Here is a 24,637-nt window from a genome sequence, read left to right on the forward strand (position 1 = left end):
GCCTGCTGTCTTACCAGGTCGGCAGATAGGTGCCCTTGAAGCGCGTCTCCAGAAACGCCTTCACGGGATCGGAGTGATAGACCTCGATCAGCTGCTTCACCCACGGCTTGTCCTTGTCCTCCTCGCGGACGGCGAGGATGTTGACCCAGGGGCCGTCGGGGTTTTCACGGGCGATCGCATCGGTCGCCGGGTTGAGGCCGGCCTGCACGGCGTAATTGTTGTTGATCGAGACGACGTCGACGTCCTGGAGCGCGCGCGGGAGCTGGGCGGCGTCGAGCTCGATGAAGCGGAGTTTCTTCGGGTTGTCTGTGATGTCAGCGATGGTCGAGGAGACGTTGTTCGGGTCCTTCAGCTTGATCGCGCCATGCAGCGCCAGGATCATCAGGCCGCGCGCGCCGTTGGAAGGATCGTTGGCGATGGCGACGCGAGCGCCTTCGGGAAGGTCAGCGAGCTTCTTGTACTTCTGCGAATAGACGCCCTGCGGTGAACCAATCGTGTTCGCGACCTTGACGATCTTCCAGCCGGTCTTGGAGATCTGGTTCTTCAAATACGGCTCGTGCTGGAACGAGTTCGCCTCGAGATCCCTGAGCGCCAGCGCCTGGTTCGGGATCACGTAGTCAGTGAACTCGACCACCTTGATGTCGAGGCCGCGCTCGGCGCCGACCTTCTTCACCACGTCCAGGATCTCGGCATGGGGACCGGCGGTTACGCCGACCCGGATGGTTTCGGCGTGAGCCGTGGTCGCAAGCAGGGCTGCAGCCGCAAGGGTTGCGAGAAAACGCATTGAAGTCTCCAGTTTTAAGGAATGTGGTTCAGCGCTGCCGCAGCCGGCGGTTGACCCGGCGCGCCAGATAATCGCCCGCGCTCTGCACGAGCTGTACCAGCGCGATCAGCACGACCACGACGGCGAGCATCATCTCCGGCATGAAGCGCTGATAGCCGTAGCGGATGCCGAGATCGCCCAGGCCACCGCCGCCGACGGCGCCGACCATGGCGGAGTAGCCGAGCAGGCTGACCACCGCGAGCGTCAGCGCCAGCAGCAATCCGGGCAGCGCCTCGGGGATCAGCACCTTGAGCACGATCTGGATCGGCGAGGCCCCGAACGAGGACGCGGTCTCGATCAGGCCGCCATCGACCTCGCGGATCGCAGCTTCGACCAGGCGCGCGATGAACGGTGTCGATGCGATGGTCAGCGGCACGATCGCCGCCGTCGAGCCGATCGAGGTGCCGGCGACGAGCCGGGTGAACGGGATGATGGCGACGACCAGGATGATGAAGGGCGTGGACCGCGTCGCATTGACGACGATGCCGAGCACGCGATTGACGGCGGGAGCCGAGAACAGCTCCCCTTTCCGGCTGGTCGCGAGGAAGACGCCGAGCGGCAGGCCGAAGGCGGTGCCGAGCAGCGCCGCGATGCCGACCATGTACAGGCTCTCGCCGGTGGCCTGGATGATCAGGTTGATGAGTTCAGGCGACATAGCCGAGACGCTCCGCCGAGAATTGATATTGAGAGAGCCAGGCGAGCGCGCGCGTCACCGCGTCCTCGCCACCGGGAATACCGAGGGTGAGCGAGCCCACATGCTGGCCGCCGATCTCGTCGATGCGGGCCGACAGCAGCGAGACGTCGAGGCTGAGCTCGCGGGCGAGCCGCGCCACCAGCGTGTCGCCGGCCCCTGCCCCGCGTACCTGGACGCGGATCACGGCCTGCCCGCCCGCAGACGGCTCCGCCACGATCCGGCTCGCCAGCGACACCGGCAGGCTGTCGCCGATGACTTCGGCGAGGAAGGACTGCGTGATCGGATGCTCGGGGTGGGTGAAGATGTCGGCGACATGGCCGCTCTCGACGACATGGCCGGCGTCGAGCACCACGACTTCCTTGGCCAGCTGACGCACCACGGACATTTCGTGCGTGATCAGCACGATGGTCACCCCGAGCTCGCGGTTGATCTTGGCGAGCAGATCGAGGATCGCGCGCGTGGTCTGCGGATCGAGCGCCGAGGTCGCCTCGTCCGACAGCAGCACGCTCGGGCGTGTCGCCAACGCACGGGCAATGCCGACGCGCTGCTTCTGGCCGCCCGAGAGTTCCGAGGGGTAGCGGTCGTGCTTGTCGGCGATGCCGACCAGCGCCAGCAGCTCGGCGACGCGGGCCTTGATGTCGGCTTTGGCCCAGCCGGCGATCTCCAGCGGCAGCGCAATGTTGTCGGCCGCCGTGCGCGACGACAGCAGGTTGAAATGCTGGAAGATCATGCCGATCGAGCGCTGCGCCAGCCGCAATTCGCGGCCTGCCAGCGCCGAGATATCGCTGTTGTCGACGATCACGCGGCCCGTGGTCGGCTTCTCCAGCCCGTTGATCAGCCGGACCAGGCTCGACTTGCCGGCGCCGGAACGGCCGATGACGCCGGTGATCGAGCCGCGCTGAATTGCGAAGTCGATGTCTTGAAGCGCGTTGACACCGGGCTTGCCGCGATAGGCCGGATAGATCTTCGAGACGCCTTCGAAACGGACCATTGCGTCTGCTTTGGGCGCGGCGGGTGAAACCGCTTCAAGCGTTTCGAGCGGCTGTCCGATCGCGAGCGATTGATGGGCGTTCATGGAGGCGGCCTTCATGCACAATAGTTCGCCGGCCCGCGTGCCCTCTGGCCTGCGGGAACCCGGTCGCAGCAAGCGACGGGGTGAAACTGCAGTCGCGCGTTTCCGACGAAGCGCGCTGCACTGCAGCACGCACCATCGCCTTTCCGGGTCCTGCTTGCAATTTCAGATATTTGCGGGGAGTTGGACGAAGTTTTCCCGATCCCTCCCGGCGGAAGAAAATTTGTCTGCCGGGGGTATCAACATCCGGCCGCGCCGGGACTCATCGTCCCCGGAACCGCGGCTTGCGGCGCGTCAGGAACGCCTCGACGCCCTCCTTGTGGTCCTCGCTGAAGCTCGCCAGCGCGAACTGGTCGACGTCCATATGGCTGGCGAGATCGTCCAGCGCGTGTGCGAGCCGGTTGACCGTCAGCTTCGTCATGGCGACCGAGAGCGGCGGCTGCGCAGCCACCTTGCGCGCGAGGTCCATGGCGGCATCGAACGCGTGGCCGGGATCGACCACCTGCTCCACCAGGCGCCATTCATAGGCCTCATCAGCGCTGATGCGCTGATCGGCCAGTATCACCGCCTGCTTGGTGCGGGCCGGCCCGATCAGATGCAGCATGCGCGGGATGCTCTGCCAGCTCATGTTCATGCCGAGCCCGATCTCGGGCACGCGCAGATGCGCATCGCGGCCCATCACGCGGAAGTCGAGCGCCACGGCCAGCGCGACGCCGCCGCCGACGCAAAAACCCTCGATGGCCGCGATCGTGATCTGCTCCATCTCCTGCCAGGCATGGGTCAGACGCGGCCCGAGCTTGAGATGCCGGCGCAGCGTGCCGAGATCCATGTCCTTGCGCGATCGGCCCTCGGCATCCTTGAGGTCGAAGCCCGCGCTGAAGGCGCTGGTGCTGCCCGTCAGCACCACGACGGACGTTGCGGCATCATCCTCGAAGCTGCGCGCGGCCGCGGTGAGCTGGCGCAGCGCCTCCGGCGACAGCGCGTTAATGCCGTCGCCGCGATCGAACCGCACCACCGCAATCCGCCCCTCCGGTCCGAGGCCCTTCTCGATCTTCACGAAGTCCGTCACGAATGTCTCCCTATCCGCTTTGCTGCGAGGATAGCCTACGTCCGGCCTCACGAATATGGGACCCGGTTGCGCCGCAACGCATACTCGACAGGCAGGGACCATTGCGCCTATCTTCGCGCCATGAGCCACGATTACGACCATCATCACCACGATCACGACCATTCCGAGTTGTCGGAGACCGAGCTGCGCGTGCGCGCGCTCGAGACGATCCTGACCGAAAAAGGCTATGTCGAGCCGGCCGCGCTCGACGCCATCATCCAGGCCTATGAGACCAGGATCGGCCCGCACAATGGCGCGCGCGTCGTCGCCAAGGCCTGGACCGATCCGGCGTTCAAAAAGGCGCTGCTGGAGGATGGCTCGAAGGCCATCGGCACGCTCGGCCATGTGAGCCGCGTCGGCGACCATCTCGTCGTGGTCGAGAACACGCCGCAGCGGCACAACATGGTCGTGTGCACGCTGTGCTCCTGCTACCCCTGGGAAATGCTGGGGCTGCCGCCGGTCTGGTACAAGGCAGCGCCTTACCGCTCGCGCGCGGTGAAGGACCCGCGCGGCGTGCTCGCCGATTTCGACGTCGCGCTGCCGAAGGACATGGAAATCCGTGTCTGGGATTCGACGGCCGAGACCCGCTTCCTGGTGCTGCCGATGCGCCCTGTGGGCACGGAGGGCTGGAGCGAGGAACAGCTCGCCGAACTCGTCACGCGCGATTCCATGATCGGCACCGGCTTCCCCAAAACGCCCGGAGCGCCGTCATGAACGGCGTGCACGACATGGGTGGCATGGACGGGTTCGGCAAAGTCGAGCCCGAGCCGAACGAGCCGACGTTTCACGCAGAATGGGAATCCCGCGTGCTGGCGATGGTGCGCGCGATGGGAGCCGCCGGCGCCTTCAACATCGACACCTCGCGCTTCTATCGCGAGACGCTGCCGCCGCACGTCTATCTTTCGAGCTCCTACTACAAGAAATGGTTTCTCGGGCTCGAGGAGATGCTGGTCGAGAAGGGCTACCTCACCCGCGATGAGGTCGCCGCCGGTCACGCGATGCAGCCTGGAAAGGCGCTCAAGCACGGCACGTTTGATCTGGCCAACGTCGAGCGCGTGATGGTGCGCGGCAAGTTCGCCCGCCCCGCCCCGGCACCGGCCAGGTTCAAGATCGGCGATCGCGTCCGTGCGAAGAACATCCATCCGGCCACGCACACGCGGTTGCCGCACTATGTGCGCGGCCATGTCGGCGTGGTCGAGCTGAATCACGGCTGCCACGTGTTTCCGGATTCGGCCGCGATGGAGCTCGGCGAGAATCCGCAATGGCTCTACACCGTCGTGTTCGACGGCCGCGATCTCTGGGGCGAGGATGGTGATCCGACGCTGAAGGTGTCGATCGACGCGTTCGAGCCCTATCTGGATCCGGCGTGATGACTGCTAGCGCTGCGGCGGCCGCGACGGCGGCCATTCCGAGCATTCCGCGCGATGACGACGGCCCGGTGTTCCGCGCGCCCTGGGAGGCGCATGCCTTCGCGATGGCCCTGACGCTGCATGACCGCGGCGTGTTCACCTGGCCGGAATGGGCCGCAGCCTTGGCCGACGAGATCAAGCGTGCGCAAGCCGCCGGCGATCCCGACACGGGTGAGACTTACTACATGCATTGGCTCGCCACGCTGGAAGGACTGGTCGCGCGCAAAGGCGTCGCATCGATGGAGACGCTGCACCGCTACCGCGACGCGTGGGACCACGCGGCGGACCGAACGCCGCACGGCAAGCCGATCGAGCTGCGGCCGGAGGATTTTGGCTAGCTTCGCGCCACATGCTCGTCATTGCGAGCGTAGCGAAGCAATCCAGAATCTTTCCGCGGCGGCAGTCTGGATTGCTTCGTCGCAAGAGCTCCTCGCAATGACGGCGGAGCGAGAGGCACTACCTGCCCGTCGCAAACTCGTGCCATCCCTTCGCCCGCAAACTGCACGCCGGGCACTCCCCGCAGCCATATCCCCAATCATGCTGCGCGCCGCGTTCGCCGAGATAGCAGGTGTGCGACTGCTCGCGGATGAGATCGACGAGCCCCTCGCCGCCGAGGTCATGCGCGAGCTTCCACGTCGCCGCCTTGTCGATCCACATCAACGGCGTGTGCAGCTCGAATTGCCTCGCCATGCCGAGCGAGAGCGCGGCCTGCATGGCGCGGATGGTGTCGTCGCGGCAATCGGGATAGCCGGAATAGTCGGTCTCGCACATGCCGCCGACGATGTGGGTGATGCCGCGCCGGTAGGCCAGCGCCGCGGCGAAGGTCAGGAACACCAGATTGCGGCCGGGCACGAAGGTGTTCGGCAGGCCGTCGGCTCCCATCGCGATCGCGACATCGCGCGTCAGCGCCGTCTCGGACACGGCCGCGAGCGTGGGGATTGACAGCGTGTGACTCTCGCCGAGCTTTGCGGCCCAATCCGCGCGCAGGCCCTTGAGGCCGTCGAACAGCCGGTCGCGGCAGGCCAGCTCGATGGCGTGGCGCTGGCCGTAATCGAAGCCCAGCGTCTCCACGCGCGCGAAGCGGCTCAGCGCCCAGGCAAGGCAGGTGGTGGAATCCTGGCCGCCGGAAAACAGCACCAGGGCAGTTTCTGATGAAAATGTGTCGCTCATGGCCCGCGCTTTAGCACTGTGGAACGAGCCCGCCAATCAGTGGAAATCGGCGCGATCCAACGCGTCCCGCTGGGAACGGCGGGCCGCTTTTGGCATAAGGCTTGGGACCCAGGAGACTGCCCCGCAATGACCCCTTCCCGCGACATTTCCCGCCTGATCGAGATCATGGCGGCGCTGCGCACGCCGGTGACCGGCTGCCCCTGGGACCTCGAGCAGGATTTTGCGACGATCGCGCCCTACACGATCGAGGAGGCCTATGAGGTGGTCGAGGCCATCAGCCGCGGCGATCTCGACGATCTGCGCGAGGAGCTCGGCGACCTCCTGCTCCAGGTCGTGTTCCACGCCCAGATGGCCTCTGAGCAAAACGCCTTTGCGTTCGGCGACGTTGTCGAGGCCATCACGCGGAAGATGATCCGGCGCCATCCCCATGTCTTCGCCGACAAGGACGGCAATCTCGCCTCCTCTCACGTCAAGGAGGTCTGGGACCGCATCAAGGCCGAGGAGAAAGCCGAACGCGCCGCGCGTCGGCCACCGGAAGAGACGCCGCCGCACAAATCGCTGCTCGCGGGCGTGAAGGCCGGCCAGCCGGCGTTGACCCGCGCCATGGCGCTGCAGCGCAAGGCTTCCACGGTCGGCTTCGACTGGAACGACCCGCGCGCGGTGCTGCAAAAGATCCGCGAGGAAGCCGACGAGATCGAGGCCGCACTGGATCGCAACGACAAGCAGGAGATCGCGGAGGAAACCGGTGATCTGATGTTCGCGCTCGTCAACCTCGCCCGCCATGTCGACGCCGATCCGGAATCCGCACTGAGCGCGACGAATGCGAAGTTCGAACGGCGCTTTGCCTTCATCGAACGGGCGCTCGAGGCGCAGGGACGCACGCTTGAGCAAGCGTCGCTTGAGGAGATGGATGCGCTGTGGAATGCAGCGAAGAGTGAGGGGAAACCGGAATCAGGGACTCGCGGGCAGGCCCGCCGCTAGCCTTCGGTATTCTCGGATAAGGTCAGCACCTTTTCCGAATGCAGCGAGCCGGTCATGGCGGGTCGTAGTCCAGCCATGAAATCGTCACGACCGGCAGTCTAAAGTTGAGCAACGGAGCCCGTGCAGCCGAAATCCCGCGTCAGGTGAAGTGCGATGCCGTTAAAGCATTATTCGGTCCTCAAGGGACGCCCGATCGCGATGCGTTTCGGCACCGGCCAGTCGCCTCACTATCAAGTCCATGTCGTGGCCGACAACGCGGATTTCCGCATCGCCGTCAATGTGCAATCAGCCGACGGAAGCGAAGTCGAGTTCCTGGTGCGATCGCGCTTTGTCCATCCGATCACCGATCAACTCGCAGCCCTGCCGGAGGGCCTGCACCCGCAGCAGCCGAAACCGGGCAGCATGGCGCTGGACTTCATTCGCGGCAATCTGATGCAGCCGCGGGAGATGGTCCCGCTGCCGCTGACCGTGCCCGGACCGGACAATGACCTCAACGAGAAGCTCGACCAGTTCGTCCAGCGCGCGCTCTCAAACGAAAGCGCGATGGTGTACGCGTTCGGTGAGACGTGGGGGCCGGAGACGAAGGCGGATAATTATTTCGGCTTCAGGCCGGGACGCGGCATTCACGACATCCACATGAATCAGGGAAATCCAATCGGAAGGTTCTCTGGCGATAACGGGCCGTGGCAAGACGGTGGGCTCGTGTTCGAATTCCCGGATCAGAAGCTATGGACGGCGGTCTTCCTCAAATTCCAGACGCAGGCCTGGCACACTGACGACAGGACCGGCAATCCGATCGATCTCGGCGGAGGCACGCCGACAAAGCCGCCCGATCCGACGGCTCCCCCGACCGAGGAAATGCCTGACGGACTCGTGCGCATCATTGCGGCACTCGTCAACGCCGTGAAGACGCCCGAGCGCGAAGTCGTCACGCTGCTCAATACGGCTGATCGCGACATCGATCTCACCGGCTGGACGCTGGCCGACAAGCAGAAGAACAAAATGGTTCTGTCAGGGAAGATCTTGGCTGGGGGCACGCTCGCCGTCGTCGTGCAGAAGCCGATGGAATTATCGAACCAAGGCGGCATCATCTCGTTGCTGGACGATCGTGGGATCAAGGTCCACGGCGTCGCCTATACCAAGGCGCAAGCGAAAAATCCGGGCCTGACCATTCCATTCTAGTGTTACGCGTCTCAACGCCGGATATCGCACTCGAACTCGTCGAGCGCACCGCGCCCTTGGGATCAAGCCACGCGCGGCACCGCATCGAACCGCGACACCACGATATCTCGCTTGGTCTCGTCCACGCGCACGGTCATGTCGAAGCGGCCGTCGTGCAGCTCTTTTGCCAGCACCTCGGAATTGCGGTGCAGCCACGAGATGCCGGCACCATCTGCGGCGTCGATGGAGAGATCGAGCGTGGTACGTTTGGCGGCGAGCCGCTGCTCGATCGCGTCAAGCAGCGCGTCGATGCCTTCGCCCGACACGGCCGAGACCAGCATCGCCGGATGATCTTCCGGCCTGCGCGCGGCGATGTTCAAAAGCTCTTCGCGCTTATCCGGTTCGTAACGGTCGATCTTGTTCCAGACCTCGATGATGCGGCCGCTGTCGTCGGGATTGATGCCGAGCTGGCGCAGCACGGCGTCGACATCGCTCTGCTGGGCCTCGGCATCCTCGTGCGAGATGTCGCGCACATGCAGGATGACGTCGGCCTCCAGTACCTCTTCCAGTGTCGCGCGGAAGGCTGCGACGAGCTGGGTCGGCAGGTTCGAGATGAAGCCGACGGTGTCGGACAGCATCGCCTTGCCGCCATGCGGCAGCGTGAGCGCGCGCAGGGTCGGATCGAGCGTTGCGAACAGCATGTCGGCGGCCTGAACGTCGGCGCGGGTCAGGCGGTTGAACAGCGTCGACTTGCCGGCATTGGTGTAGCCGACCAGCGCGACGACGCGATACGGCACGCGCTGCCGTCCCGCGCGGTGCAGCCGCCGCGTCGCCTGCACCTTCTTCAGTTCGCCCTCGAGTTTCGAGATGCGCTCCTGGATCAGGCGGCGGTCGGCTTCGATCTGGGTCTCGCCGGGGCCGCCCATGAAGCCGAAACCGCCGCGCTGGCGTTCGAGATGGGTCCAGGAGCGGACGAGGCGCGAGCGCTGGTAGTTGAGATGGGCAAGCTCGACCTGGAGCGAGCCCTCCTTGGTCTTGGCGCGGCGGCCGAAGATTTCCAGAATGAGCCCGGTGCGATCGAGCACCTTGGCGTGCAACTCCTTCTCGAGATTGCGCTGCTGGATCGGCGCCAGCGCGCAATCCATCACCACGAGCTCGACATCGAGGCTTTTGGCCAGCGCGGCGATCTCCTCGACCTTGCCCTTGCCGATGTAAGTGGCGGGCCGGATCTGGCTGATCGGCGCAATGATGGCGTCCGCAATGACGAGATCGATCGCGCGCGCGAGGCCCGCGGCTTCATCGAGCCGGGCCTCGGCGTCGCGCAGGATCTGGTTAGACGAGGCATGACTTTCCGATTGCGCGTCGGCACTTCCCGCACGCAGTCGCAAGTAGGGGCCGATGACAAGCACCCGCCCCGTCTGCTTCGCCCCTGCCGACCGCGGACGGTCGGCCTCCCCGTCGAAATTCCGGGGTTCCAATCAAATCACTCTCAAGCCGGCTGGTCCTCGCCGCCTTCGAACAACTGGATGGGAGCGCCCGGCATGATGGTCGAGATCGCATGCTTGTAGACGAGCTGCGAGTGACCGTCGCGCCGAAGCAGCAAACAGAAATTGTCGAACCAGGTCACGATGCCCTGGAGCTTCACTCCGTTGACCAGAAAGATCGTCAGTGGCGTCTTGGTTTTGCGAACGTGATTGAGGAAGGTGTCCTGTAGGTTTTGTGCGCGGTCTGCCGCCATTGTTTTTTTCTCGCTTTGAGTTTCTTTTTATTGCGCCGGGTGCGCCCCGCTTTTGAGAATGCGGGGTCTCTTCCGGTTGCCGCTCCTCATGAGATCCCCCTCGGAGGAACAGCGGTTCGATTAGAGGACAGGACGGGTTATTAGGCAAGCCGCTTCACGCGGCAGCACCCGCCCGATTGCCCCGAAAAACTACGGAAATCGATGATTTTCCTCGCTTATCCCTGACGTGCGGCTGCGGTGTCGCGCCGTTAGCCAACACCGAGCGCCTTCAGCTTCCGATGCAGCGCCGAACGTTCCATGCCAACAAACTCGGCCGTGCGAGAAATATTTCCTGAAAAACGGCTGATCTGTGCAATCAAATAGTCGCGCTCGAACACTTCGCGGGCTTCGCGCAGCGGCAGGCCCATGATGTGCTCGCCATTGTTGCTGGTCGGCATCGCCGGCACCATCGAGCCGACATCCTGCGGCAGCATGTCGGCGGTGATGATTACCTCTGGTCCACCCGCGGCCAGAATCATGACTCTCTCAACGTTATTGCGGAGCTGGCGCACATTGCCGGGCCAGACATGCGATTGCAGCACCGCCATCGCATCCTGCCCGATCTGCCGCCTGGGCAGGCCACTGCCGGCCGAAATCTGCTCCATGAAATAGTCGATCAATTCCGGAATGTCCTCGCGGCGCTCCGAAAGCGCGGGCACGCGGATCGGCACCACCGAGAGCCGATGATAAAGATCCTCGCGGAAATGACCGGCCGCAATCTCCTCTTCGAGATTGCGCGCTGTGGAGGAGATGATCCGGACGTCGACCTGCACCTTGGCGGTGCCGCCGACGCGCTGAAACGACTGCTCGACCAGCACGCGCAAAATCTTGTTCTGGGTCTCGCGCGGCATGTCCGCGATCTCGTCAATGAACAGCGTGCCGCCATGGGCTTCCTCGAGCGCGCCAGGCTTGCGCGGCTGCTCGCCATTGGATTGCTCGACGCCGAACAGCTCGTGCTCCATCCGCTCGGGCGTGATCGCGGCTGCGTTGATGACGACGAAGGGACCGTCGGCGCGGCCCGAGGCAGTATGCAGGGTGCGCGCGGTCAGCTCCTTGCCGGCGCCGGCTGGGCCGACGATCAGGATGCGGCTGTTGGCCTTGGCCGCGCGCTCGATGGTCTGGCGCAGCTGGTTCATGCTCGGCGAGCGGCCGACGAGCGAGCTTGCGCTCGGCGCGAGCTGCTTCAGCTCCTTGACCTCGCGCTTGAGCCGCGAGTTCTCCAGCGCTCTGGTCGCGACCAGGATCAGCCGGTCGGCCTTGAACGGCTTCTCGATGAAGTCGTAGGCGCCGCGCTTGATCGCGGCGACCGCGGTCTCGATGTTGCCGTGGCCGGAGATCATCACGACCGGCAGATCGGCATTGTCCTTCTTGACCTGCTCCAGCAGCTGCAAGCCGTCGAGCTTGGAGCCCTGGAGCCATATGTCGAGAAACACCAGATGCGGCCTGCGATTGGCGATCTCGGCGAGCGCCGTATCGCTGTCGCGTGCGGTTCGGGTCACGAAGCCCTCGTCTTCGAGAATGCCCGCAACGAGATCCCGAATATCGGCCTCATCATCGACAATCAGAATTTCACTTGCCATGGGTCGCGCCTGTCTTGTCAGTTGCCCGTTGAGGCTTCGATTTTCGTTGAATCATTGGTCATTTCAGCCGGCTCTTTGGTTTCGGCGGCCGGCTGTTTTGTTCCGGGAGTCTTGGCGATGTCCGTGACCGCGCTTGCGACCGACGGTGCCTGCTCTGTCCCCTCGCTCTTCGGGGGGGCGCCGGAGAGCGCAAAGCGCATCCGCATCCACGCGCCGCGCTGGCCCTCGCGGAAGTCGGAAGCGTCTTTCAGTTCGATGCGCCCGCCATGGTCTTCGAGCACGCGGCCGACGATCGCCAGGCCAAGACCGGTGCCCTTCGCTCGCGTTGTCACATAAGGCTCGAGCAGCCGCGAGCGCGCGACCTTCGGCAGACCGATGCCGTTGTCGACCACGTCGATCAGCACGTCCTCGCCCTCGCGCGAGACCACGACGTCGATGCGGCCCTTGCCGTAATCCTTGCCGAGTTCCTCCGGCGGGACCTGCTCGATCGCCTCGGTCGCGTTCTTGACGATGTTGGTGACTGCCTGCGAGATCAGCCGCCGGTCGAACTGGGCCCGCAACGGATCCTCCCTGAACTCGGCGTCGATATCGATCTCGGGATGGGCGACCTTCATCAGGAACACCGCCTGGCGAACCGTGTCGGCGACGTCCTCGCCCTCCATCACCGGCTTCGGCATCCGCGCGAAACGCGAGAACTCGTCGACCATGCGCCTGATATCGTCGACCTGGCGCACGATGGTGTCGGTGCACTGCTCGAAGATCTGCTTGTCCTTGGTCTCGGTGATGCCCTTGCCGAACTTGCGGCGGATGCGCTCGGCCGAGAGCTGGATCGGCGTCAGCGGATTCTTGATCTCGTGGGCGATACGGCGCGCGACGTCACCCCAGGCCGAGGTGCGCTGCGCCGAGACCAGTTCGGTGATGTCGTCGAGCGTGATGATGTAGCTGTCGTGCGGCTGGTTCTTCTCGGCGCTGACGCGGACCGACAGATTGCGTTCCTGTCCGTCGCGCGTGATCGTGATCTGTCCCTGCACCAGGCGCTGGGTCCCTTCCCGCGCCGTCTTCATCATCTCTTCGAGCTCGGGCAACACGTCGGAGAGCGGGTGGCCGAGCGTCTCTGCTTCGGAGTGTCCGATCAGCTTTTCGGCGGAGCGGTTCAGGATGCCGACGCTGCCCGATGTGTCGACGCCGATGATGCCGGCGCTCGCCGAGGACAGCACGGCCTCGATGAAGCGGCGGCGGCTGTCGATGAGATCGCTGGCGTTGACGAGCTCGTCGCGCTGGCTGCGCAATTCCTGCGTCATCTTGTTGAAGGTCTCACCGAGCTGGGCGAGGTCGCCTTCCGACTGGTGCACCGGCACCTTCACATGGAGGTCGCCGGTCGAGACCGTGTGAGCCGCGTTCATGAGCCGCCGGATCGGCGCCACCAGCGAGTTGGCGAAGTTGAGGCCGATCAGCACCGAGGCCATCAGGATGGTCAGTGCGATCACCGCGAACATCAGCGCAAAGGCGACCTGGATGCCGAGCCGGCGCGACTCGATCTGGGCGTATTCGGCGACGCTGACCTCGGTCTGCTTGAGCTGTTGAACAACATTCGGATCAAGAGGGCGCGCGACATAGAGGAAGGTGTCGCTGAAGGCGCGCAGGCGGATCACCGCGGCAACGAAGCTCGCATCCGGCAGCACCGCGATCTCGGGCTCGTTCTCGTTGACGTTGCTGAGGAAGTCCGGCGCCGGCGGCGAATAGGCTAGCCGCATGCCGGTGTCGGCCGATTCCAGGATATTGGTGTTCTTGTCGATGATCATCGCGCCCGGCAGGTTGCGGGAGCCGGCGCTGGCGGTCAGCAGCTCGCGGAACGAGCGGCGGTCCTGGTCGTAGAGCGGCCGGGCGTGAGCGATGTCGTTGGCCATGCCGAGAATGTCGCCGCGGATCAGCTGCGCGTGGTCCTGCATGTAGGCGCGTGCGATCGTCAGCGAATTCTGGATCACCTCCTTGGTCGGGCCGGAGAACAGCCGGTCGAGGCCGCGCTCGATGGTGACGTTGGCGACGACGGCAACCAGCACCGCGGGCAGCACCGCCACGATCGAGAACAGGCTGACGATCTGGACATGGAGGCGCGCCGCCGCCCGGCCCCGCCGACGCGCCAGGATCAGCTGCCAGAGCTCGCGGACGATGATGCCGACCAGCAGCAGGATCGTGGCCGCATTGATCAGATAAAACGACCGGACCACCTCCGGCGTCGGCTCGATCCTCGTGAGACCGGTCAGGACCAGGAAGGTCAGGAGGGCCGACAGCAATGCCATCGCCACGGCAAGGGGCGCCAGCCAGCGCCGCACCGACCAACGCCGGGGCTCTTCCGCTGGGGCCGTGTCGAAGTGTGCGGCCGAGGTGTCTGCGCTGGTCATTCCGGCAATGGTGCTGAAAACGGGGTCCGCGGCGGGCGGATACTGATGTATTCGTACCACATTGTTGCCGAATTGCGACAATTCCGCGGCGTCTCGGCCGCGACGGACCGGCGCATCCACAGGCCGCTGTTCTGGCAGACCACGCTTGCGGGAACGGATTCCCGCCCCTGCGGCTTGACCGACATGGACAGGTTCTTTCTCGCGATGATGGTGTCGGCCGTGCTGCTGCTGATCGTAGCCGCCGACCTCTTGGTCAATGGCCTCGGGGTACAGGAGCCCGGGGCGAACGTCGCCAGCCTGCCGGCCTCGGTGCGGCTGGTCAGATGAGCGCGACGTCGCGCCCTGCGGTCGAATGACCAATTCATACGTTCCAGCGGAACGTTTCGGCCTGATTCGGACTTTTGCTCACCGCGCCAGCCACAACGGCCAGCGCGATCCGGACAGGCTCAGCTCCGCTTTGGTAGAGGGGGAGCTGAGCCACCGTCCGTTCCGGAAGACTAGCCCCCGCTCCGATACACCTGGATATCGAGGTCCCGGATCTTCTTCCGCAACGTGTTGCGGTTGAGGCCGAGCAGGTCGGCGGCGCGGATCTGGTTGCCGCGGGTGGCGGCGAGCGCGGCCGTGAGCAGCGGCACCTCGATCTCCTTGAGGATGCGGTGATAGAGGCCCGGCGGCGGCACGCCGTTCGGGAAGCCCTGGAAGTGCGAGGACAGATACGCCTCCACGGCGCCGCCGAGATTGTCGACGCCCTGCGGGACAGCGGTTCCCGGGCTGACCGTGGGCGGCGCGAGCTCGCCGTCGATGACGGAGCCCGTGATCACGTCCTGCGGATAGAGCGCCGCGAGGCGCCGCGCGAGGTTCTCGAGCTCGCGCACGTTGCCGGGCCAGCGGTGCTGCTTCATCCGCTCCAGCGCCAGCGCATCGAGCTTCTTCGGCGGCAGGCCGTCCTTCTCGGCCAGCGTGAAGAAGTGCCGCACGAGGTCCGGCAGGTCTTCGATGCGCTCGCGCAAGGGGGGCAGCCGCAGCGGCACGACGTTGAGGCGGAAGAACAAATCTTCGCGGAACAGGCCCTGCTGGATCAGGACGCGCAGGTCCTTGTTGGACGCCGCGACGATCCGCACGTCGGTCTTGATCGGGGTGCGGCCGCCGACGGTGGTGTATTCGCCCTGCTGAAGCACGCGCAGCAGGCGGGTCTGCGCCTCCATCGGCATGTCGCCGATCTCGTCGAGGAACAGCGTACCGCCCTCGGCCTGCTCGAACCGACCCGAGGCGCGGGTGTTGGCGCCGGTGAAGGCGCCGCGCTCATGGCCGAACAGTTCGGACTCGATGAGGTCACGCGGGATCGCCGCCATGTTGACCGCGACGAACGGGCCGTTGCGGCGCTTGCCGTAATCGTGCAGCGCGCGCGCCACCAGTTCCTTGCCGGTGCCGGACTCGCCCGTGATCATCACGGTGAGGTCGGTCTGCATCAGGCGCGCCAGCACGCGGTAGATTTCCTGCATCGCCGGCGAACGGCCGACCAGCGGGATCGCCTCCATCTCGGCGTCCTCGTCCGGCGTCGAGACCCGTTCCTTCGGCTCGGCCAGTGCACGGCCGACGATGGCGATCAGCTCCTTCAGGTCGAAGGGCTTTGGCAGATATTCGTACGCCCCGCGTTCGGAGGCGCGGATCGCGGTCATGAACGTGTTCTGCGCGCTCATGACGATGACGGGTAGATTCGGCCGCATCTTCTTGATCCGCGGCAGCAGGTCGAAGGCGTTCTCGTCGGGCATCACCACGTCGGTGATGACGAGATCGCCCTCCCCCTGGCTGACCCAGCGCCACAGCGTTGCGGCATTGCCGGTAAGCCTGACCTCATAGCCGGCGCGGGATAGTGCCTGATTGAGAACCGTGCGGATGGCGGTGTCGTCATCAGCAACGAGAATGCTACCTGCGGGCATCGTTAATCCTCATTTCGCCCCCTGTGACGCAGACGACGACTTCCCGGCAGAGCCGTCGCGGCTGCTTTGATCGGCATGTTTCACCGATGTGGAATACATCGGCATCAGCACGCGGAAGGTGGTCTTGCGCGGCTGAGACTCGCATTCGATGATGCCCCCGTGATCCCCGATGATCTTTGCGACCAGCGCCAGGCCAAGACCCGAGCCGGTCTGCTTGGTGGTCACGAACGGATCGAACAGGTTGGGCAGAAGATCGTCCGGCACGCCTGGTCCGTTGTCCTTCACGCAGAATTCGAGCGGCAGGGATACACGGGATTTTTGACCGGGGACTGACAGGCGCACGCCGGGACGGAACGCGGTGGTGAGCTGGATCTCGGCGTCGGGAACGTCGATCAAGGCTTCGGCGGCGTTCTTCACGAGGTTGAGGAACACCTGGATCAGCTGATCCTGGTTCGCCAGCACCGGCGGCAGCGAGGGATCGTAATCCTCGATGAAGCGGATGTTGCGGGCAAAGCCCGACTGCGCCAGTCGCTTCACGTGATCGAGCACGGAATGGATGTTGACGGGACCGCGCACCACGGGGCGCTCGTCGCCGAACACTTCCATGCGGTCGACCAGCGTCACGATGCGGTCGGCCTCGTCGCAGATCAGCCGCGTCAGCATGCGGTCCTCGGACGAGGCCTGCTGCTCCAGCAGCTGCGCCGCGCCGCGGATGCCGGAGAGCGGATTCTTGATCTCATGCGCCAGCATCGCGGCCAACGCGATCACCGAGCGCGCGGCGCTGCGATGGGTGAGCTGGCGGTCCATCTTGTCGGCGATGGAGCGCTCCTGGAGCATCACCACGATATGGCCGGGCCGTTCCGTCAGCGGGGCGACATGCAGATCGACCTGGCGGTCGCCGCCCATGCGCGGCGTGCCCAGATCGACCTTGTATTCGTTCACCGGCGAGTTCGACGAACGCACCTGGTCGATCAGCGCCAGCAAGGGGCTGCCGAACGGCACCAGTTCCTTCAGCGACTGCCGCTTCAGGAACTGGGTCGAGATGTCGAAGAAGGCTTCGGTCGCGATGTTGGCGGCGACGATCTTGCCGTCCGGCCCGATCATGAGCACGGGATTGGGCAGCGCATCCAGGATTGCGTCGCTCTCGGACGGAAGCGGCCGGCGATGGTCAGCAACTGAGCTCATGCAGCAGCGCTCCATGCGAAGTCGTCGAAGGCATCTTGCAGTGACTGGTGCACGAGACGCGGATCCTCGGACGTGAGGATCTTCTGGCGCCAGGATTTCAGCTTCTCGGCCGGCGCGCGGCTCACATCGGCCGCGACGTCGAGTGCCCAGCCGAGATGTTTTCGCGCGTGCCTGAGGCCGATGCGCAGGCCGTAGAGCGCGCAGACGCCCTCATAGAGCGTGCGGACATAATGCAGCTGCGTCTCGAGCGACGGCGCGGCTTCGACCGCCCCGCCCCTCAGGCGGCGGCCGATCTCGCCGGGCAGCCAGGGCTGCCCCTGCGCGCCGCGGCCGATCATCACGGCGTCGGCGCCGGAAGCTTCGAGCGCCGCGAGCGCCTTCTCGTAAGTGGTGATGTCGCCATTGACGACGAGCGGAATGGAGATCGCGTCGCGGACCGCGCGGATCGCGTCCCAATCGGCTTCGCCCTTGTAGAACTGGCAGCGGGTGCGGCCGTGCACGGTGACGAGCTTGATGCCGGCGGCTTCCGCACGCCGCGCCAATTCCGGCGCGTTGCGGGTGCGGTCGTCCCAGCCGAGCCGCATCTTCAGCGTCACCGGCACCTTCACCGCCGCGATCGTCGCGTCGATCAGGCTGACGGCATGGTCGAGGTCGCGCATCAAGGCCGAGCCGGACTGGCCGCCGGTGACGTGGCGGGCCGGACAGCCCATGTTGATGTCGATGACGTCGGCGCCTTCGGCTTCGGCGATCCGGGCCCCTTCGGCCATCCAGTGCGTCTCGCAGCCGGCGAGCTGGACCACATGAGGCCCGATGCCGGTCGCTTCGCAGCGCAACCGTGACATCTTGTGGCCATTCGCGAGCTCATCGCTGGCGGTCATTTCAGACACGACGAGACCGGCGCCGAGCTCGGCGGCAAGCCGGCGGACGGGCGAGTCGGTCACCCCTGACATCGGCGCCAGGAAGACCGGGGTGGCGACCTCGATATCGCCTATTTTCAACGGCTTAGAGCCTGATACTGCCGAGCCGGTCACAGGGGTCTCGTTGCGTAGGCAGGGCCTCATCGCGCCTGCCATGACCTATCTTGCGCACAATTCTTGTGCAGTCAAGCGTCATGCCTACAGTTTAGACAGTTCTGCAAATCTTTCAAGTGCAGTGCAGCAAAATGCTGTTTCCCACAATCCAGGGAAACCCCTTTTTTTGCGGGCCTGCCGTGCTAGAGGCATGCGGCAATCACCCCACTCCCCCGACTCTCTTCATCACCAACCGAGTATTTGACTCCTATGGCGAAATCACAGCGCACCGCAGTCGTCCTCGTCGCGGCCGGACGCGGCCTGCGGGCTGGCGCCGGTGGTCCCAAGCAATATCGCGAGATCGGCGGCGTGCCCGTGATCTACCGCGCCATGGAAGCCTTCAGCCTTCACCCCGACGTGTTTGCCGTGCAACCGGTGGTGAACCCCGACGACAGCGCCATGTTCACAGCAGCGGTCGCAGGGCTCAGCCATGAGCCGCCGACGAATGGCGGCGCGACGCGGCAGGCCTCCGTGCTCGCAGGTCTTGAAGCACTCGCAAAGCACGAGCCCGACATCGTCCTGATCCACGACGCCGCGCGCCCCTTCGTCTCGGAAGGCGTGATCTCGCGCGCGATCGAGGCGGCCAGCCGCACGGGCGCTGCGATCCCCGTCGTTCCCGTTACCGATACGATCAAGGTCACCAGCGAGAGCGGCAATGTCGAGGACACGCCGGACCGGGCAGCCTTGCGAATCGCGCAGACGCCGCAATCCTTTCGTTTCGACGTCATCCTCGAGGCGCATCGTCGCGCGGCGAAGGACGGGCGCAGCGATTTCACCGACGATGCCGCGATTGCCGAATGGGCGGGATTGACGGTTGCAACCTTTGAAGGCGATGTTGCCAATATGAAGCTCACCACTCCCGAGGATTTCGTGCGCGAGGAAGCGCGACTGGCCAGCCTGCTCGGCGACATCAGGACCGGCACCGGCTACGACGTGCACGCCTTCGGCGAAGGCGACCATCTCATGATCTGCGGCGTGCGGGTGCCGCACACGAAGGGTTTTCTGGCCCATTCCGACGGCGACGTCGGCCTGCATGCGCTGGTGGACGCCATCCTCGGCGCACTGGCCGACGGGGACATCGGCTCGCACTTTCCGCCGAGCGATGCGAAATGGAAGGGCGCCTCCTCCGACCAGTTCCTGAAATACGCCATCGAGCGCGTCACCCAGCGCGGCGGCCGCGTCGCCAACCTCGAGGTGACGATGATCTGCGAGCGGCCCAAGATCGGCCCGCTGCGCGATGTCATGCGCGCGCGCATCGCCGAGATTTCCGGCGTCGACATCTCCCGCGTCGCCGTGAAGGCGACGACCAGCGAGCGGCTCGGCTTCACCGGCCGCGAGGAAGGCATCGCGGCCACCGCGAGCGCCACCATCCGTCTTCCGTTTAACGAAAAGACCTGGAGCGTCTAGATCATGGGCGGCAGCGACGCACGCGCCCTCTCCCGCTCGCTGCTCGATTTGTGCCGGATGCGCAAGCTGACGATCGCGACCGCCGAGTCCTGCACCGGCGGGCTCGTCGCCGGCGCGCTGACCGACATCCCCGGCTCGTCTGACGTCATCGATCGCGGCTTCGTCACTTATTCCAATGACGCCAAGCGCGCGATGCTCGGCGTCGAAGCGGGCACGCTCACGAACTTCGGCGCTGTCAGCAAGGAGACCGCAACCGCAATGGCGGTCGGCGCGCTGGAGCGTGCCGGCGTCGACCTTGCGGTTGCCATCACCGGCATCGCCGGCCCCGGCGGCGCCACGCCCGGCAAGCCGGTCGGTCTCGTGCACTTCGCCGTCGCCGCGCGCGACGGCCGCATCGTCCATCGCGAGCATCGCTTTGGTGCGATCGGTCGCACCGCGGTCCGGCAACGCTCCGTGGTCGAGGCGCTGCGCATGCTGATGGACCTCGCCCGCGGCCCGCAGGCGGCGACAAAGCCCCGCCGCGAAGCCCCCAGCCGCCTCCGCCCGCGCGTGACGCGCTCGCCGCGCCGGCATGCGGTAAAGCGCAGGACTCCGCGCTCGCCGCGGGGCTGAGCCCGGGCTGCTTCTTGGATTACCGATGCCGAGAACCATGATCTTCGGCGAGCTGTCTCTGGCGAACAGCCCCGACGCAAGACTGTTGCCGCAACAGGGCATCAAGGTTGCCGTGGCCCCGAAGGCCGGACACGGGATCGCCGTGGACAATCCCGCGGGGCTCTCCGCGGCGATCGGCGGGGCGCTATCCCAGGGCTGAGCTCCTGTCGCCCTACGCCGCCGCCAGCAACGCGCTCGCGCGGTCGAGCACGCGCTGCTTGACCGCATCGGCGTCGGACGGTTTCACCTTTGCGCTCACCGTCAATTCCACGACGGGCGCTGCGGGATCGGCGGCGATCACCTTGGACACATTGACCGACGGCGCGGCCCGCTCGTCGACGCGAGGATCTTCACGCAACTCCGTCAGGATCTGGTCAGCCAGCGCGTTGGCCGATCCGGCCCTGACCGGAAAAGTCACCTTGACCTCGCCCGTGCCCGGATAGGCACTGCGATTGATGATCGCTGCGCCCCACACCTGCCCGTTCGGCAACAGGATCTGCGTGTTGTCGGCCGCGACGAGCTCGGTCATGAACAGCGACAGCGATCTGACCTTCCCCGCCTTGCCGCCGACCTCGACGTCGTCACCGATGTGGAAGGGCCGGAACAGCAGCAGCATCACGCCGGCGGCGAGATTGGACAACGTGCCCTGTAACGCCAGACCAATCGCGAGTGATGTCGCGCCCAGCACGGCGACGAGGCTCGCGGTCTGGATGCCGAACAACTGAAGCACGGCGATGCCAACCACGGCCAGCACGCCGTAACGCGTGACGCTGGACACGAACAAGGTCACGAGCGGGTCGATCCGGTGCCCGACGTTCAGCACGCGTGTGACGAAACGCTGCATTGCGCCGGACAGATACCAGCCGATCGCCAGCAGCAGGATCGCGTAGATGGCGTTCAGCCCATAGAGGACGAGCGACGCCTTCAGCGTGTCGAAATTGATGGTCATGGCGGCTCCAACCCGGACAATCCGTACAGAACTCGCCGCGGCGCAAAATGATCCCTCCCGGATGCGTCTCCAGTGGCGCTGCGGTTCCGCCAGGGGCCGGGATCACAGCGGCTCGGTCAATTCATCGGAGGCCGGAACAGCACGGTGTAATCGACGATGAAGCGAAACTCGGTCTGGGGATCGCGGACATTGCCCTGCTGCCAGAGGCTTGAGTATTGCGTCTTCAACCTGAAGCCTTTCAACGGTCCCTCGGTCGGGCGGTACTGAAGCCAGACGTCGAGCTCATTCCGATTGGGGATGGCGATTTGCGTCGCCGGATTGATCGCGTCCCAGCCGCGCGTGTACCAGGCGCCGGCGGATACGCCGGGAAGCCCCATGGCGTAGCCGAAATCATAGGCCACGCTGCCGCCGAGCGCCTTTTCGCCGGCATTGTCGAACGAGACCTGCTGCATGTCGGTGTAGTTCGGCTTGGTGCCAAACGGCGAGAAGATCTGTGAATCATTGCCGGTGAAAGACCCAGCCGCGAACAACGTCCAGCCGGCATAGACCATCTGCACCTTGGCCGAGGCCTGGTACGTCGTGAAGGCATCGCCCGTCAGCAGGTTTGCCCCGACGCTTTGCTGGGTGATGATATTGGCACCGACGATCCAGTTCGGGACGCTCTTCGGCTGCCTGAAATCGTACTCGGCCTGCACGAAGCCTGAATTGACGTAGTCCTGGATATGATAGTCCATGAACACGGTCGACAGCCCCGGGGCGGGCCGCCACTTCACCATGCCGAAGGCCGCGCCGTGGTTGATGGCGTCCCCCGCCAGGGCGTCCGACATCGGGATGAAGTCGTTCGAATCCCGCTGCTTGACGGTCCAGAGATAACCCAGCGCATAGTCGTAGCTGCGATCCTTGTCGGGCAGCGAATCCAGTGTGATGCCGCCGAACGTGTTGGGCACCATGCGATTGTCCTGCGGATTGATCAGCGGCGTGTCGACCAGTTGGTAGCCGCCGCGAAATTCCTGGTCGCCGAATTGCGCGCGCCCGTAGATCTGGCCGAGCGTGCCGATGGAGTTCTGGCCGGGTGCGAGCAGCCTCGTTCCGTCCTGGTCGGCTGGCCCGAACAGTTTCTGCGATGTGTAGTAAGCAGCATGCACGCCGAAGACATCGCCGATCAGCCCCGAGCGGAAGGCCACCCAGCCGCCGGCGGCCCAGGCCTGCGAGCGGGTCCCGTCGGCATTGTCGCGCGTCAGGTAATAGGTTCGCGCCACGAACTGAACGAGAGAGTCGCGGAAGAAGGCCGGCGTGTCGTCGGGCATCCGCCAGTAGATCTCGTTCATGTACGGCTGCGGGCTGATCTTGTTCACGGTCCAGGAGGCCAGATGCTCCTGATCGGCGATCTCTCGCCGATCCGCCGGAACAAGCTCGGACGTCTCACCCGGCGGACTGGCGCTCGCCGTCTGAGCCTGGGTTTGCGTCACCAGTCCCGTCCAGATCGCAATCGCTGCGATGCCCATCGAACCGGAACGTCGAATCTGCCCCTCCCCGAGCAAATGCAGCTCCCGCAGGTCACCGTCCAAGCTTGATGTCGCCGACCTTTCCGCCCTGGGCGCGATAGGTTTCGACATAACCGCGCGCAACGGCGCGCACGGCGCGGCCGATATCCTCGTAGGCCTCGTCGGAAAGATTGGCGAACGATACCCGGACGCTCCAGTTCGGCGCATCGAAGCCGCCGCCATTGAGCAGCACCACGGCGTGGTCCTCGGCGAGCTTGTAGACGAGATCGAGCGGGTGAACGTTTTTCTTCAGCCAGCTCACCATGTCCTCGCCGACATATTTGCGAAGCCAGAATTCGAAGTCGATCGTGCCGTAATACCTGGCGAAATCCTCGTTGGGCTGAACGTTGAGCGGCAGCCCTTCGAGCAATGCATGCGTTCGCCGCGTGCAAATGGCGATGCAGGCCTTCTGATAGACCTTCTGCGTGTCCATGAGCTCGCTGAGCGAGAACAGCGTCATCATCACCTGCTGCGGCAGGGACAGTCCCGCGGTGTGATTGAGCGCGACATCGCGGCTGTCGGCCACGATGCGGTCGATCATCTTGAGCTCGCGCGGCGTCAGCGTAATCGAGCCATATCGCTTGTCGAGCGCCTTCAGCTCGGCCTCGGGGAGCCTGGCGATCATGTCGTCGAGAATGTGCTTCTCATGAAGCGCGATGACGCCGAGCCGCCAGCCGGTGCAGCCGAAATATTTCGAGTAGGAGTAAACTCCGATGGTGTTGTGGGGCAGCTCGGCCATCAGGGAGCGGAAGCCGGGAACGAACGTGCCGTAGACGTCGTCGGTCAGGAGGATCAGGTCCGGCCGCTTGGTCTTGATGAGGCCGACGAGCTTCTTGCGCGTGTCCGCATCCATTGCCATCGAGGTCGGGTTGCCGGGATTGCAAACGAAGAACGCCTTGACCGCGGGATCCTCGAGCTTTTTCAGCTCCTCTTCGGGATACTGGAAGCCGTTCTCCTGGACGGCCCGCACATGGACGGCCTTGAACGCACGGTCCTCGAGCTCGGCAACCTCGATATAAGGCGTGAAGATCGGCGTCCCCAACGCGATCGTGTCGCCCTTTTTGAGGATGCGGTTGGCCATCAGCGATTTGAAGATGTAGCACATCGCCGCCGTTCCGCCCTCGACGGCGTAGAGCTTGAATTCGCCAGCCGGCGGCCGGTCCGCGCACATCGCCCACATCAGATAGCGATGCACGACCTTCTCGGCGTGGACCAGCATCCGGTCGGGCACCGGATAATTGTCGCCAATGATGGAATCGGCGAGCTCATAGACAAAGGCGTCGGCGTCGAAGCCGAGAGTCTTGACGCTGAAGTCGACGGCGCGGCGCAGGAAATCCGCGCCCGGCGCATCCGCCTGTTTCGCCAGCCACGCGGCAAGCCGGCCGGCCGCGCCGCTCTGCTGCGGCATGCCGGCGAGCCCGGCTTGAGGATCGTCCATCGTCCGCCGTGCTTCGGTCAGGGCGAACTGGCCGAACAGGAAATAAGCCTCGCGCGGCGCCGTCGCGATCCAGTTCGGATTGCCGCGGCCGGCGTTCAGCAGGGCGTGGGCTGACTTGGCGGAGCTTGCCTTGGCGAACTTGATCAGGCCGTCCTTGATCTCGAACGGGCTCATCTTGTCGAATTGTGCGTAGTCGACGCTCGTCATGGCACACTCTCCAGTCTTCCGCCGGCGACCAACGCCGCGGTTGTCGAAGGGGCCGCCCGGGGGCGGCCG

General features: G+C 65.1%; 24 protein-coding genes. 9 read left to right on the forward strand and 15 right to left on the reverse strand.

The features are described from left to right. Positions 1–10: 10 nt before the first annotated feature. From JQ627_RS08715 to JQ627_RS08730, 4 genes are all read right to left on the reverse strand, one after another. The gene (locus JQ627_RS08715) at positions 11–784 is read right to left on the reverse strand and encodes a MetQ/NlpA family ABC transporter substrate-binding protein (protein WP_212483777.1); all 774 of its coding nucleotides are present in this window, start codon (positions 782–784) and stop codon (positions 11–13) included. 28 nt (positions 785–812) lie between these two features. Beyond that, positions 813–1,478 (reverse strand): methionine ABC transporter permease, encoded by a 666-nt coding sequence (locus JQ627_RS08720; protein WP_212483778.1) that lies wholly within the window; start codon positions 1,476–1,478, stop codon positions 813–815. Beyond that, complete coding sequence (locus JQ627_RS08725; RefSeq protein WP_249142956.1) at positions 1,468–2,592, reverse strand: methionine ABC transporter ATP-binding protein; 1,125 nt, start codon at positions 2,590–2,592, stop codon at positions 1,468–1,470. Before JQ627_RS08725 ends, JQ627_RS08720 begins: the two co-directional genes overlap by 11 nt. 259 nt (positions 2,593–2,851) lie before the next feature. Then, entirely contained in the window at positions 2,852–3,658 is an 807-nt protein-coding gene (locus tag JQ627_RS08730; RefSeq protein WP_212483780.1) for an enoyl-CoA hydratase/isomerase family protein, read from the reverse strand. Between the two features lie 120 nt (positions 3,659–3,778). Between JQ627_RS08730 and nthA the strand changes: the two genes are divergently transcribed. Genes nthA through JQ627_RS08745 form a run of 3 tightly spaced genes read left to right on the forward strand, consistent with a single transcriptional unit; the run spans position 3,779 to position 5,444 of the window. After that, positions 3,779–4,411, forward strand: a complete 633-nt coding sequence (gene nthA, locus JQ627_RS08735) for a nitrile hydratase subunit alpha (protein WP_212484099.1) — start codon at positions 3,779–3,781, stop codon at positions 4,409–4,411. Further along, the gene (nthB, locus tag JQ627_RS08740) at positions 4,408–5,067 is read left to right on the forward strand and encodes a nitrile hydratase subunit beta (RefSeq protein ID WP_212483781.1); all 660 of its coding nucleotides are present in this window, start codon (positions 4,408–4,410) and stop codon (positions 5,065–5,067) included. The genes nthA and nthB overlap by 4 nt, the downstream gene beginning before the upstream one ends. After that, the gene (locus tag JQ627_RS08745) at positions 5,067–5,444 is read left to right on the forward strand and encodes a nitrile hydratase accessory protein (protein WP_212483782.1); all 378 of its coding nucleotides are present in this window, start codon (positions 5,067–5,069) and stop codon (positions 5,442–5,444) included. The genes nthB and JQ627_RS08745 overlap by 1 nt, the downstream gene beginning before the upstream one ends. A 118-nt stretch (positions 5,445–5,562) precedes the next feature. On the opposite strand, the gene queC is transcribed toward JQ627_RS08745, so the two are convergent. Beyond that, a complete protein-coding gene (queC, locus tag JQ627_RS08750) occupies positions 5,563–6,276 on the reverse strand; it encodes a 7-cyano-7-deazaguanine synthase QueC (protein WP_212483783.1) in 714 nt (237 codons plus the stop codon). Positions 6,277–6,402: 126 nt separating this feature from the next. Here queC and mazG point away from each other — a divergent pair, with 126 nt between their 5' ends. Both mazG and JQ627_RS08760 read left to right on the forward strand, forming a co-directional pair. After that, positions 6,403–7,257, forward strand: a complete 855-nt coding sequence (mazG, locus tag JQ627_RS08755) for a nucleoside triphosphate pyrophosphohydrolase (protein WP_212483784.1) — start codon at positions 6,403–6,405, stop codon at positions 7,255–7,257. A 153-nt stretch (positions 7,258–7,410) separates the two neighbouring features. Next, positions 7,411–8,439 (forward strand): DUF2278 family protein, encoded by a 1,029-nt coding sequence (locus JQ627_RS08760; RefSeq protein WP_212483785.1) that lies wholly within the window; start codon positions 7,411–7,413, stop codon positions 8,437–8,439. Between the two features lie 62 nt (positions 8,440–8,501). Here the strand turns inward: JQ627_RS08760 and hflX are convergent, their stop codons facing one another. The 4 genes from hflX to JQ627_RS08780 all read right to left on the reverse strand — a co-directional run bounded on the left by hflX (position 8,502) and on the right by JQ627_RS08780 (position 14,177). Then, positions 8,502–9,896: a GTPase HflX gene (gene hflX, locus JQ627_RS08765; protein WP_212483786.1), complete on the reverse strand. Its 1,395-nt coding sequence runs from the start codon at positions 9,894–9,896 to the stop codon at positions 8,502–8,504. 11 nt (positions 9,897–9,907) lie between these two features. Next, positions 9,908–10,156 (reverse strand): RNA chaperone Hfq, encoded by a 249-nt coding sequence (gene hfq / locus JQ627_RS08770; RefSeq protein ID WP_007591126.1) that lies wholly within the window; start codon positions 10,154–10,156, stop codon positions 9,908–9,910. Between the two features lie 248 nt (positions 10,157–10,404). Beyond that, positions 10,405–11,775 (reverse strand): sigma-54 dependent transcriptional regulator, encoded by a 1,371-nt coding sequence (locus tag JQ627_RS08775; protein WP_212483787.1) that lies wholly within the window; start codon positions 11,773–11,775, stop codon positions 10,405–10,407. Between the two features lie 17 nt (positions 11,776–11,792). After that, positions 11,793–14,177 (reverse strand): PAS domain-containing sensor histidine kinase, encoded by a 2,385-nt coding sequence (locus JQ627_RS08780; protein WP_212483788.1) that lies wholly within the window; start codon positions 14,175–14,177, stop codon positions 11,793–11,795. A gap of 45 nt (positions 14,178–14,222) precedes the next feature. Between JQ627_RS08780 and JQ627_RS08785 the strand changes: the two genes are divergently transcribed. After that, positions 14,223–14,504, forward strand: coding sequence for a histidine kinase (locus JQ627_RS08785; RefSeq protein WP_212484112.1), 282 nt, complete (start codon positions 14,223–14,225; stop codon positions 14,502–14,504). Positions 14,505–14,674: 170 nt separating this feature from the next. Here JQ627_RS08785 and ntrC read toward each other — a convergent pair whose 3' ends face one another. From ntrC to dusB, 3 genes are read right to left on the reverse strand one after another with little or no spacing between them, the layout of a single operon-like run. Then, complete coding sequence (gene ntrC, locus JQ627_RS08790) at positions 14,675–16,117, reverse strand: nitrogen regulation protein NR(I) (RefSeq protein ID WP_212483789.1); 1,443 nt, start codon at positions 16,115–16,117, stop codon at positions 14,675–14,677. Positions 16,118–16,126: 9 nt separating this feature from the next. After that, positions 16,127–17,302 (reverse strand): nitrogen regulation protein NR(II), encoded by a 1,176-nt coding sequence (locus JQ627_RS08795; RefSeq protein ID WP_212483790.1) that lies wholly within the window; start codon positions 17,300–17,302, stop codon positions 16,127–16,129. Beyond that, positions 17,299–18,300, reverse strand: coding sequence for a tRNA dihydrouridine synthase DusB (gene dusB, locus JQ627_RS08800; RefSeq protein WP_212483791.1), 1,002 nt, complete (start codon positions 18,298–18,300; stop codon positions 17,299–17,301). The genes JQ627_RS08795 and dusB overlap by 4 nt, the downstream gene beginning before the upstream one ends. A 282-nt stretch (positions 18,301–18,582) precedes the next feature. Here dusB and JQ627_RS08805 point away from each other — a divergent pair, with 282 nt between their 5' ends. From JQ627_RS08805 to JQ627_RS08815, 3 genes are read left to right on the forward strand one after another with little or no spacing between them, the layout of a single operon-like run. Further along, positions 18,583–19,779, forward strand: a complete 1,197-nt coding sequence (locus JQ627_RS08805) for a bifunctional 2-C-methyl-D-erythritol 4-phosphate cytidylyltransferase/2-C-methyl-D-erythritol 2,4-cyclodiphosphate synthase (RefSeq protein ID WP_212483792.1) — start codon at positions 18,583–18,585, stop codon at positions 19,777–19,779. Between the two features lie 3 nt (positions 19,780–19,782). Continuing rightward, on the forward strand, positions 19,783–20,391 hold the full coding sequence (locus JQ627_RS08810) for a CinA family protein (protein ID WP_212483793.1): 609 nt from the start codon (positions 19,783–19,785) through the stop codon (positions 20,389–20,391). Between the two features lie 25 nt (positions 20,392–20,416). Next, complete coding sequence (locus JQ627_RS08815; RefSeq protein ID WP_212483794.1) at positions 20,417–20,590, forward strand: hypothetical protein; 174 nt, start codon at positions 20,417–20,419, stop codon at positions 20,588–20,590. 12 nt (positions 20,591–20,602) lie between these two features. Here the strand turns inward: JQ627_RS08815 and JQ627_RS08820 are convergent, their stop codons facing one another. The 3 genes from JQ627_RS08820 to JQ627_RS08830 all read right to left on the reverse strand — a co-directional run bounded on the left by JQ627_RS08820 (position 20,603) and on the right by JQ627_RS08830 (position 24,568). Further along, complete coding sequence (locus tag JQ627_RS08820) at positions 20,603–21,379, reverse strand: mechanosensitive ion channel family protein (RefSeq protein ID WP_212483795.1); 777 nt, start codon at positions 21,377–21,379, stop codon at positions 20,603–20,605. Positions 21,380–21,495: 116 nt separating this feature from the next. Next, positions 21,496–22,947 carry an OprD family outer membrane porin gene (locus tag JQ627_RS08825; protein ID WP_212483796.1) on the reverse strand — a complete coding sequence of 484 codons (1,452 nt, stop codon included), beginning with the start codon at positions 22,945–22,947 and terminating at the stop codon, positions 21,496–21,498. Then, positions 22,937–24,568, reverse strand: a complete 1,632-nt coding sequence (locus tag JQ627_RS08830) for a bifunctional aspartate transaminase/aspartate 4-decarboxylase (protein ID WP_212483797.1) — start codon at positions 24,566–24,568, stop codon at positions 22,937–22,939. The genes JQ627_RS08825 and JQ627_RS08830 overlap by 11 nt, the downstream gene beginning before the upstream one ends. Positions 24,569–24,637: the final 69 nt, after the last annotated feature.

It is taken from the genome of Bradyrhizobium liaoningense, assembly GCF_018130785.1.
Lineage (GTDB): Bacteria > Pseudomonadota > Alphaproteobacteria > Rhizobiales > Xanthobacteraceae > Bradyrhizobium > Bradyrhizobium liaoningense_A.

What these genes read in the sequence shown, in the direction of transcription:
- ntrC (WP_212483789.1), bottom strand. Translation starts at nt 16,117, where the DNA reads ATGCCCGCAGGTAGCATTCTCGTTGCTGATGACGACACCGCCATCCGC.
- nthB (WP_212483781.1), top strand. Translation starts at nt 4,408, where the DNA reads ATGAACGGCGTGCACGACATGGGTGGCATGGACGGGTTCGGCAAAGTC.
- JQ627_RS08760 (WP_212483785.1), top strand. Translation starts at nt 7,411, where the DNA reads ATGCCGTTAAAGCATTATTCGGTCCTCAAGGGACGCCCGATCGCGATG.
- JQ627_RS08785 (WP_212484112.1), top strand. Translation starts at nt 14,223, where the DNA reads ATGTATTCGTACCACATTGTTGCCGAATTGCGACAATTCCGCGGCGTC.
- JQ627_RS08830 (WP_212483797.1), bottom strand. Translation starts at nt 24,568, where the DNA reads ATGACGAGCGTCGACTACGCACAATTCGACAAGATGAGCCCGTTCGAG.
- JQ627_RS08775 (WP_212483787.1), bottom strand. Translation starts at nt 11,775, where the DNA reads ATGGCAAGTGAAATTCTGATTGTCGATGATGAGGCCGATATTCGGGAT.
- JQ627_RS08805 (WP_212483792.1), top strand. Translation starts at nt 18,583, where the DNA reads ATGGCGAAATCACAGCGCACCGCAGTCGTCCTCGTCGCGGCCGGACGC.
- nthA (WP_212484099.1), top strand. Translation starts at nt 3,779, where the DNA reads ATGAGCCACGATTACGACCATCATCACCACGATCACGACCATTCCGAG.
- JQ627_RS08810 (WP_212483793.1), top strand. Translation starts at nt 19,783, where the DNA reads ATGGGCGGCAGCGACGCACGCGCCCTCTCCCGCTCGCTGCTCGATTTG.
- JQ627_RS08725 (WP_249142956.1), bottom strand. Translation starts at nt 2,592, where the DNA reads ATGAACGCCCATCAATCGCTCGCGATCGGACAGCCGCTCGAAACGCTT.
- queC (WP_212483783.1), bottom strand. Translation starts at nt 6,276, where the DNA reads ATGAGCGACACATTTTCATCAGAAACTGCCCTGGTGCTGTTTTCCGGC.
- JQ627_RS08795 (WP_212483790.1), bottom strand. Translation starts at nt 17,302, where the DNA reads ATGAGCTCAGTTGCTGACCATCGCCGGCCGCTTCCGTCCGAGAGCGAC.
- JQ627_RS08820 (WP_212483795.1), bottom strand. Translation starts at nt 21,379, where the DNA reads ATGACCATCAATTTCGACACGCTGAAGGCGTCGCTCGTCCTCTATGGG.
- JQ627_RS08745 (WP_212483782.1), top strand. Translation starts at nt 5,067, where the DNA reads ATGACTGCTAGCGCTGCGGCGGCCGCGACGGCGGCCATTCCGAGCATT.
- JQ627_RS08720 (WP_212483778.1), bottom strand. Translation starts at nt 1,478, where the DNA reads ATGTCGCCTGAACTCATCAACCTGATCATCCAGGCCACCGGCGAGAGC.
- JQ627_RS08815 (WP_212483794.1), top strand. Translation starts at nt 20,417, where the DNA reads ATGCCGAGAACCATGATCTTCGGCGAGCTGTCTCTGGCGAACAGCCCC.
- hfq (WP_007591126.1), bottom strand. Translation starts at nt 10,156, where the DNA reads ATGGCGGCAGACCGCGCACAAAACCTACAGGACACCTTCCTCAATCAC.
- JQ627_RS08715 (WP_212483777.1), bottom strand. Translation starts at nt 784, where the DNA reads ATGCGTTTTCTCGCAACCCTTGCGGCTGCAGCCCTGCTTGCGACCACG.
- mazG (WP_212483784.1), top strand. Translation starts at nt 6,403, where the DNA reads ATGACCCCTTCCCGCGACATTTCCCGCCTGATCGAGATCATGGCGGCG.
- JQ627_RS08780 (WP_212483788.1), bottom strand. Translation starts at nt 14,177, where the DNA reads ATGACCAGCGCAGACACCTCGGCCGCACACTTCGACACGGCCCCAGCG.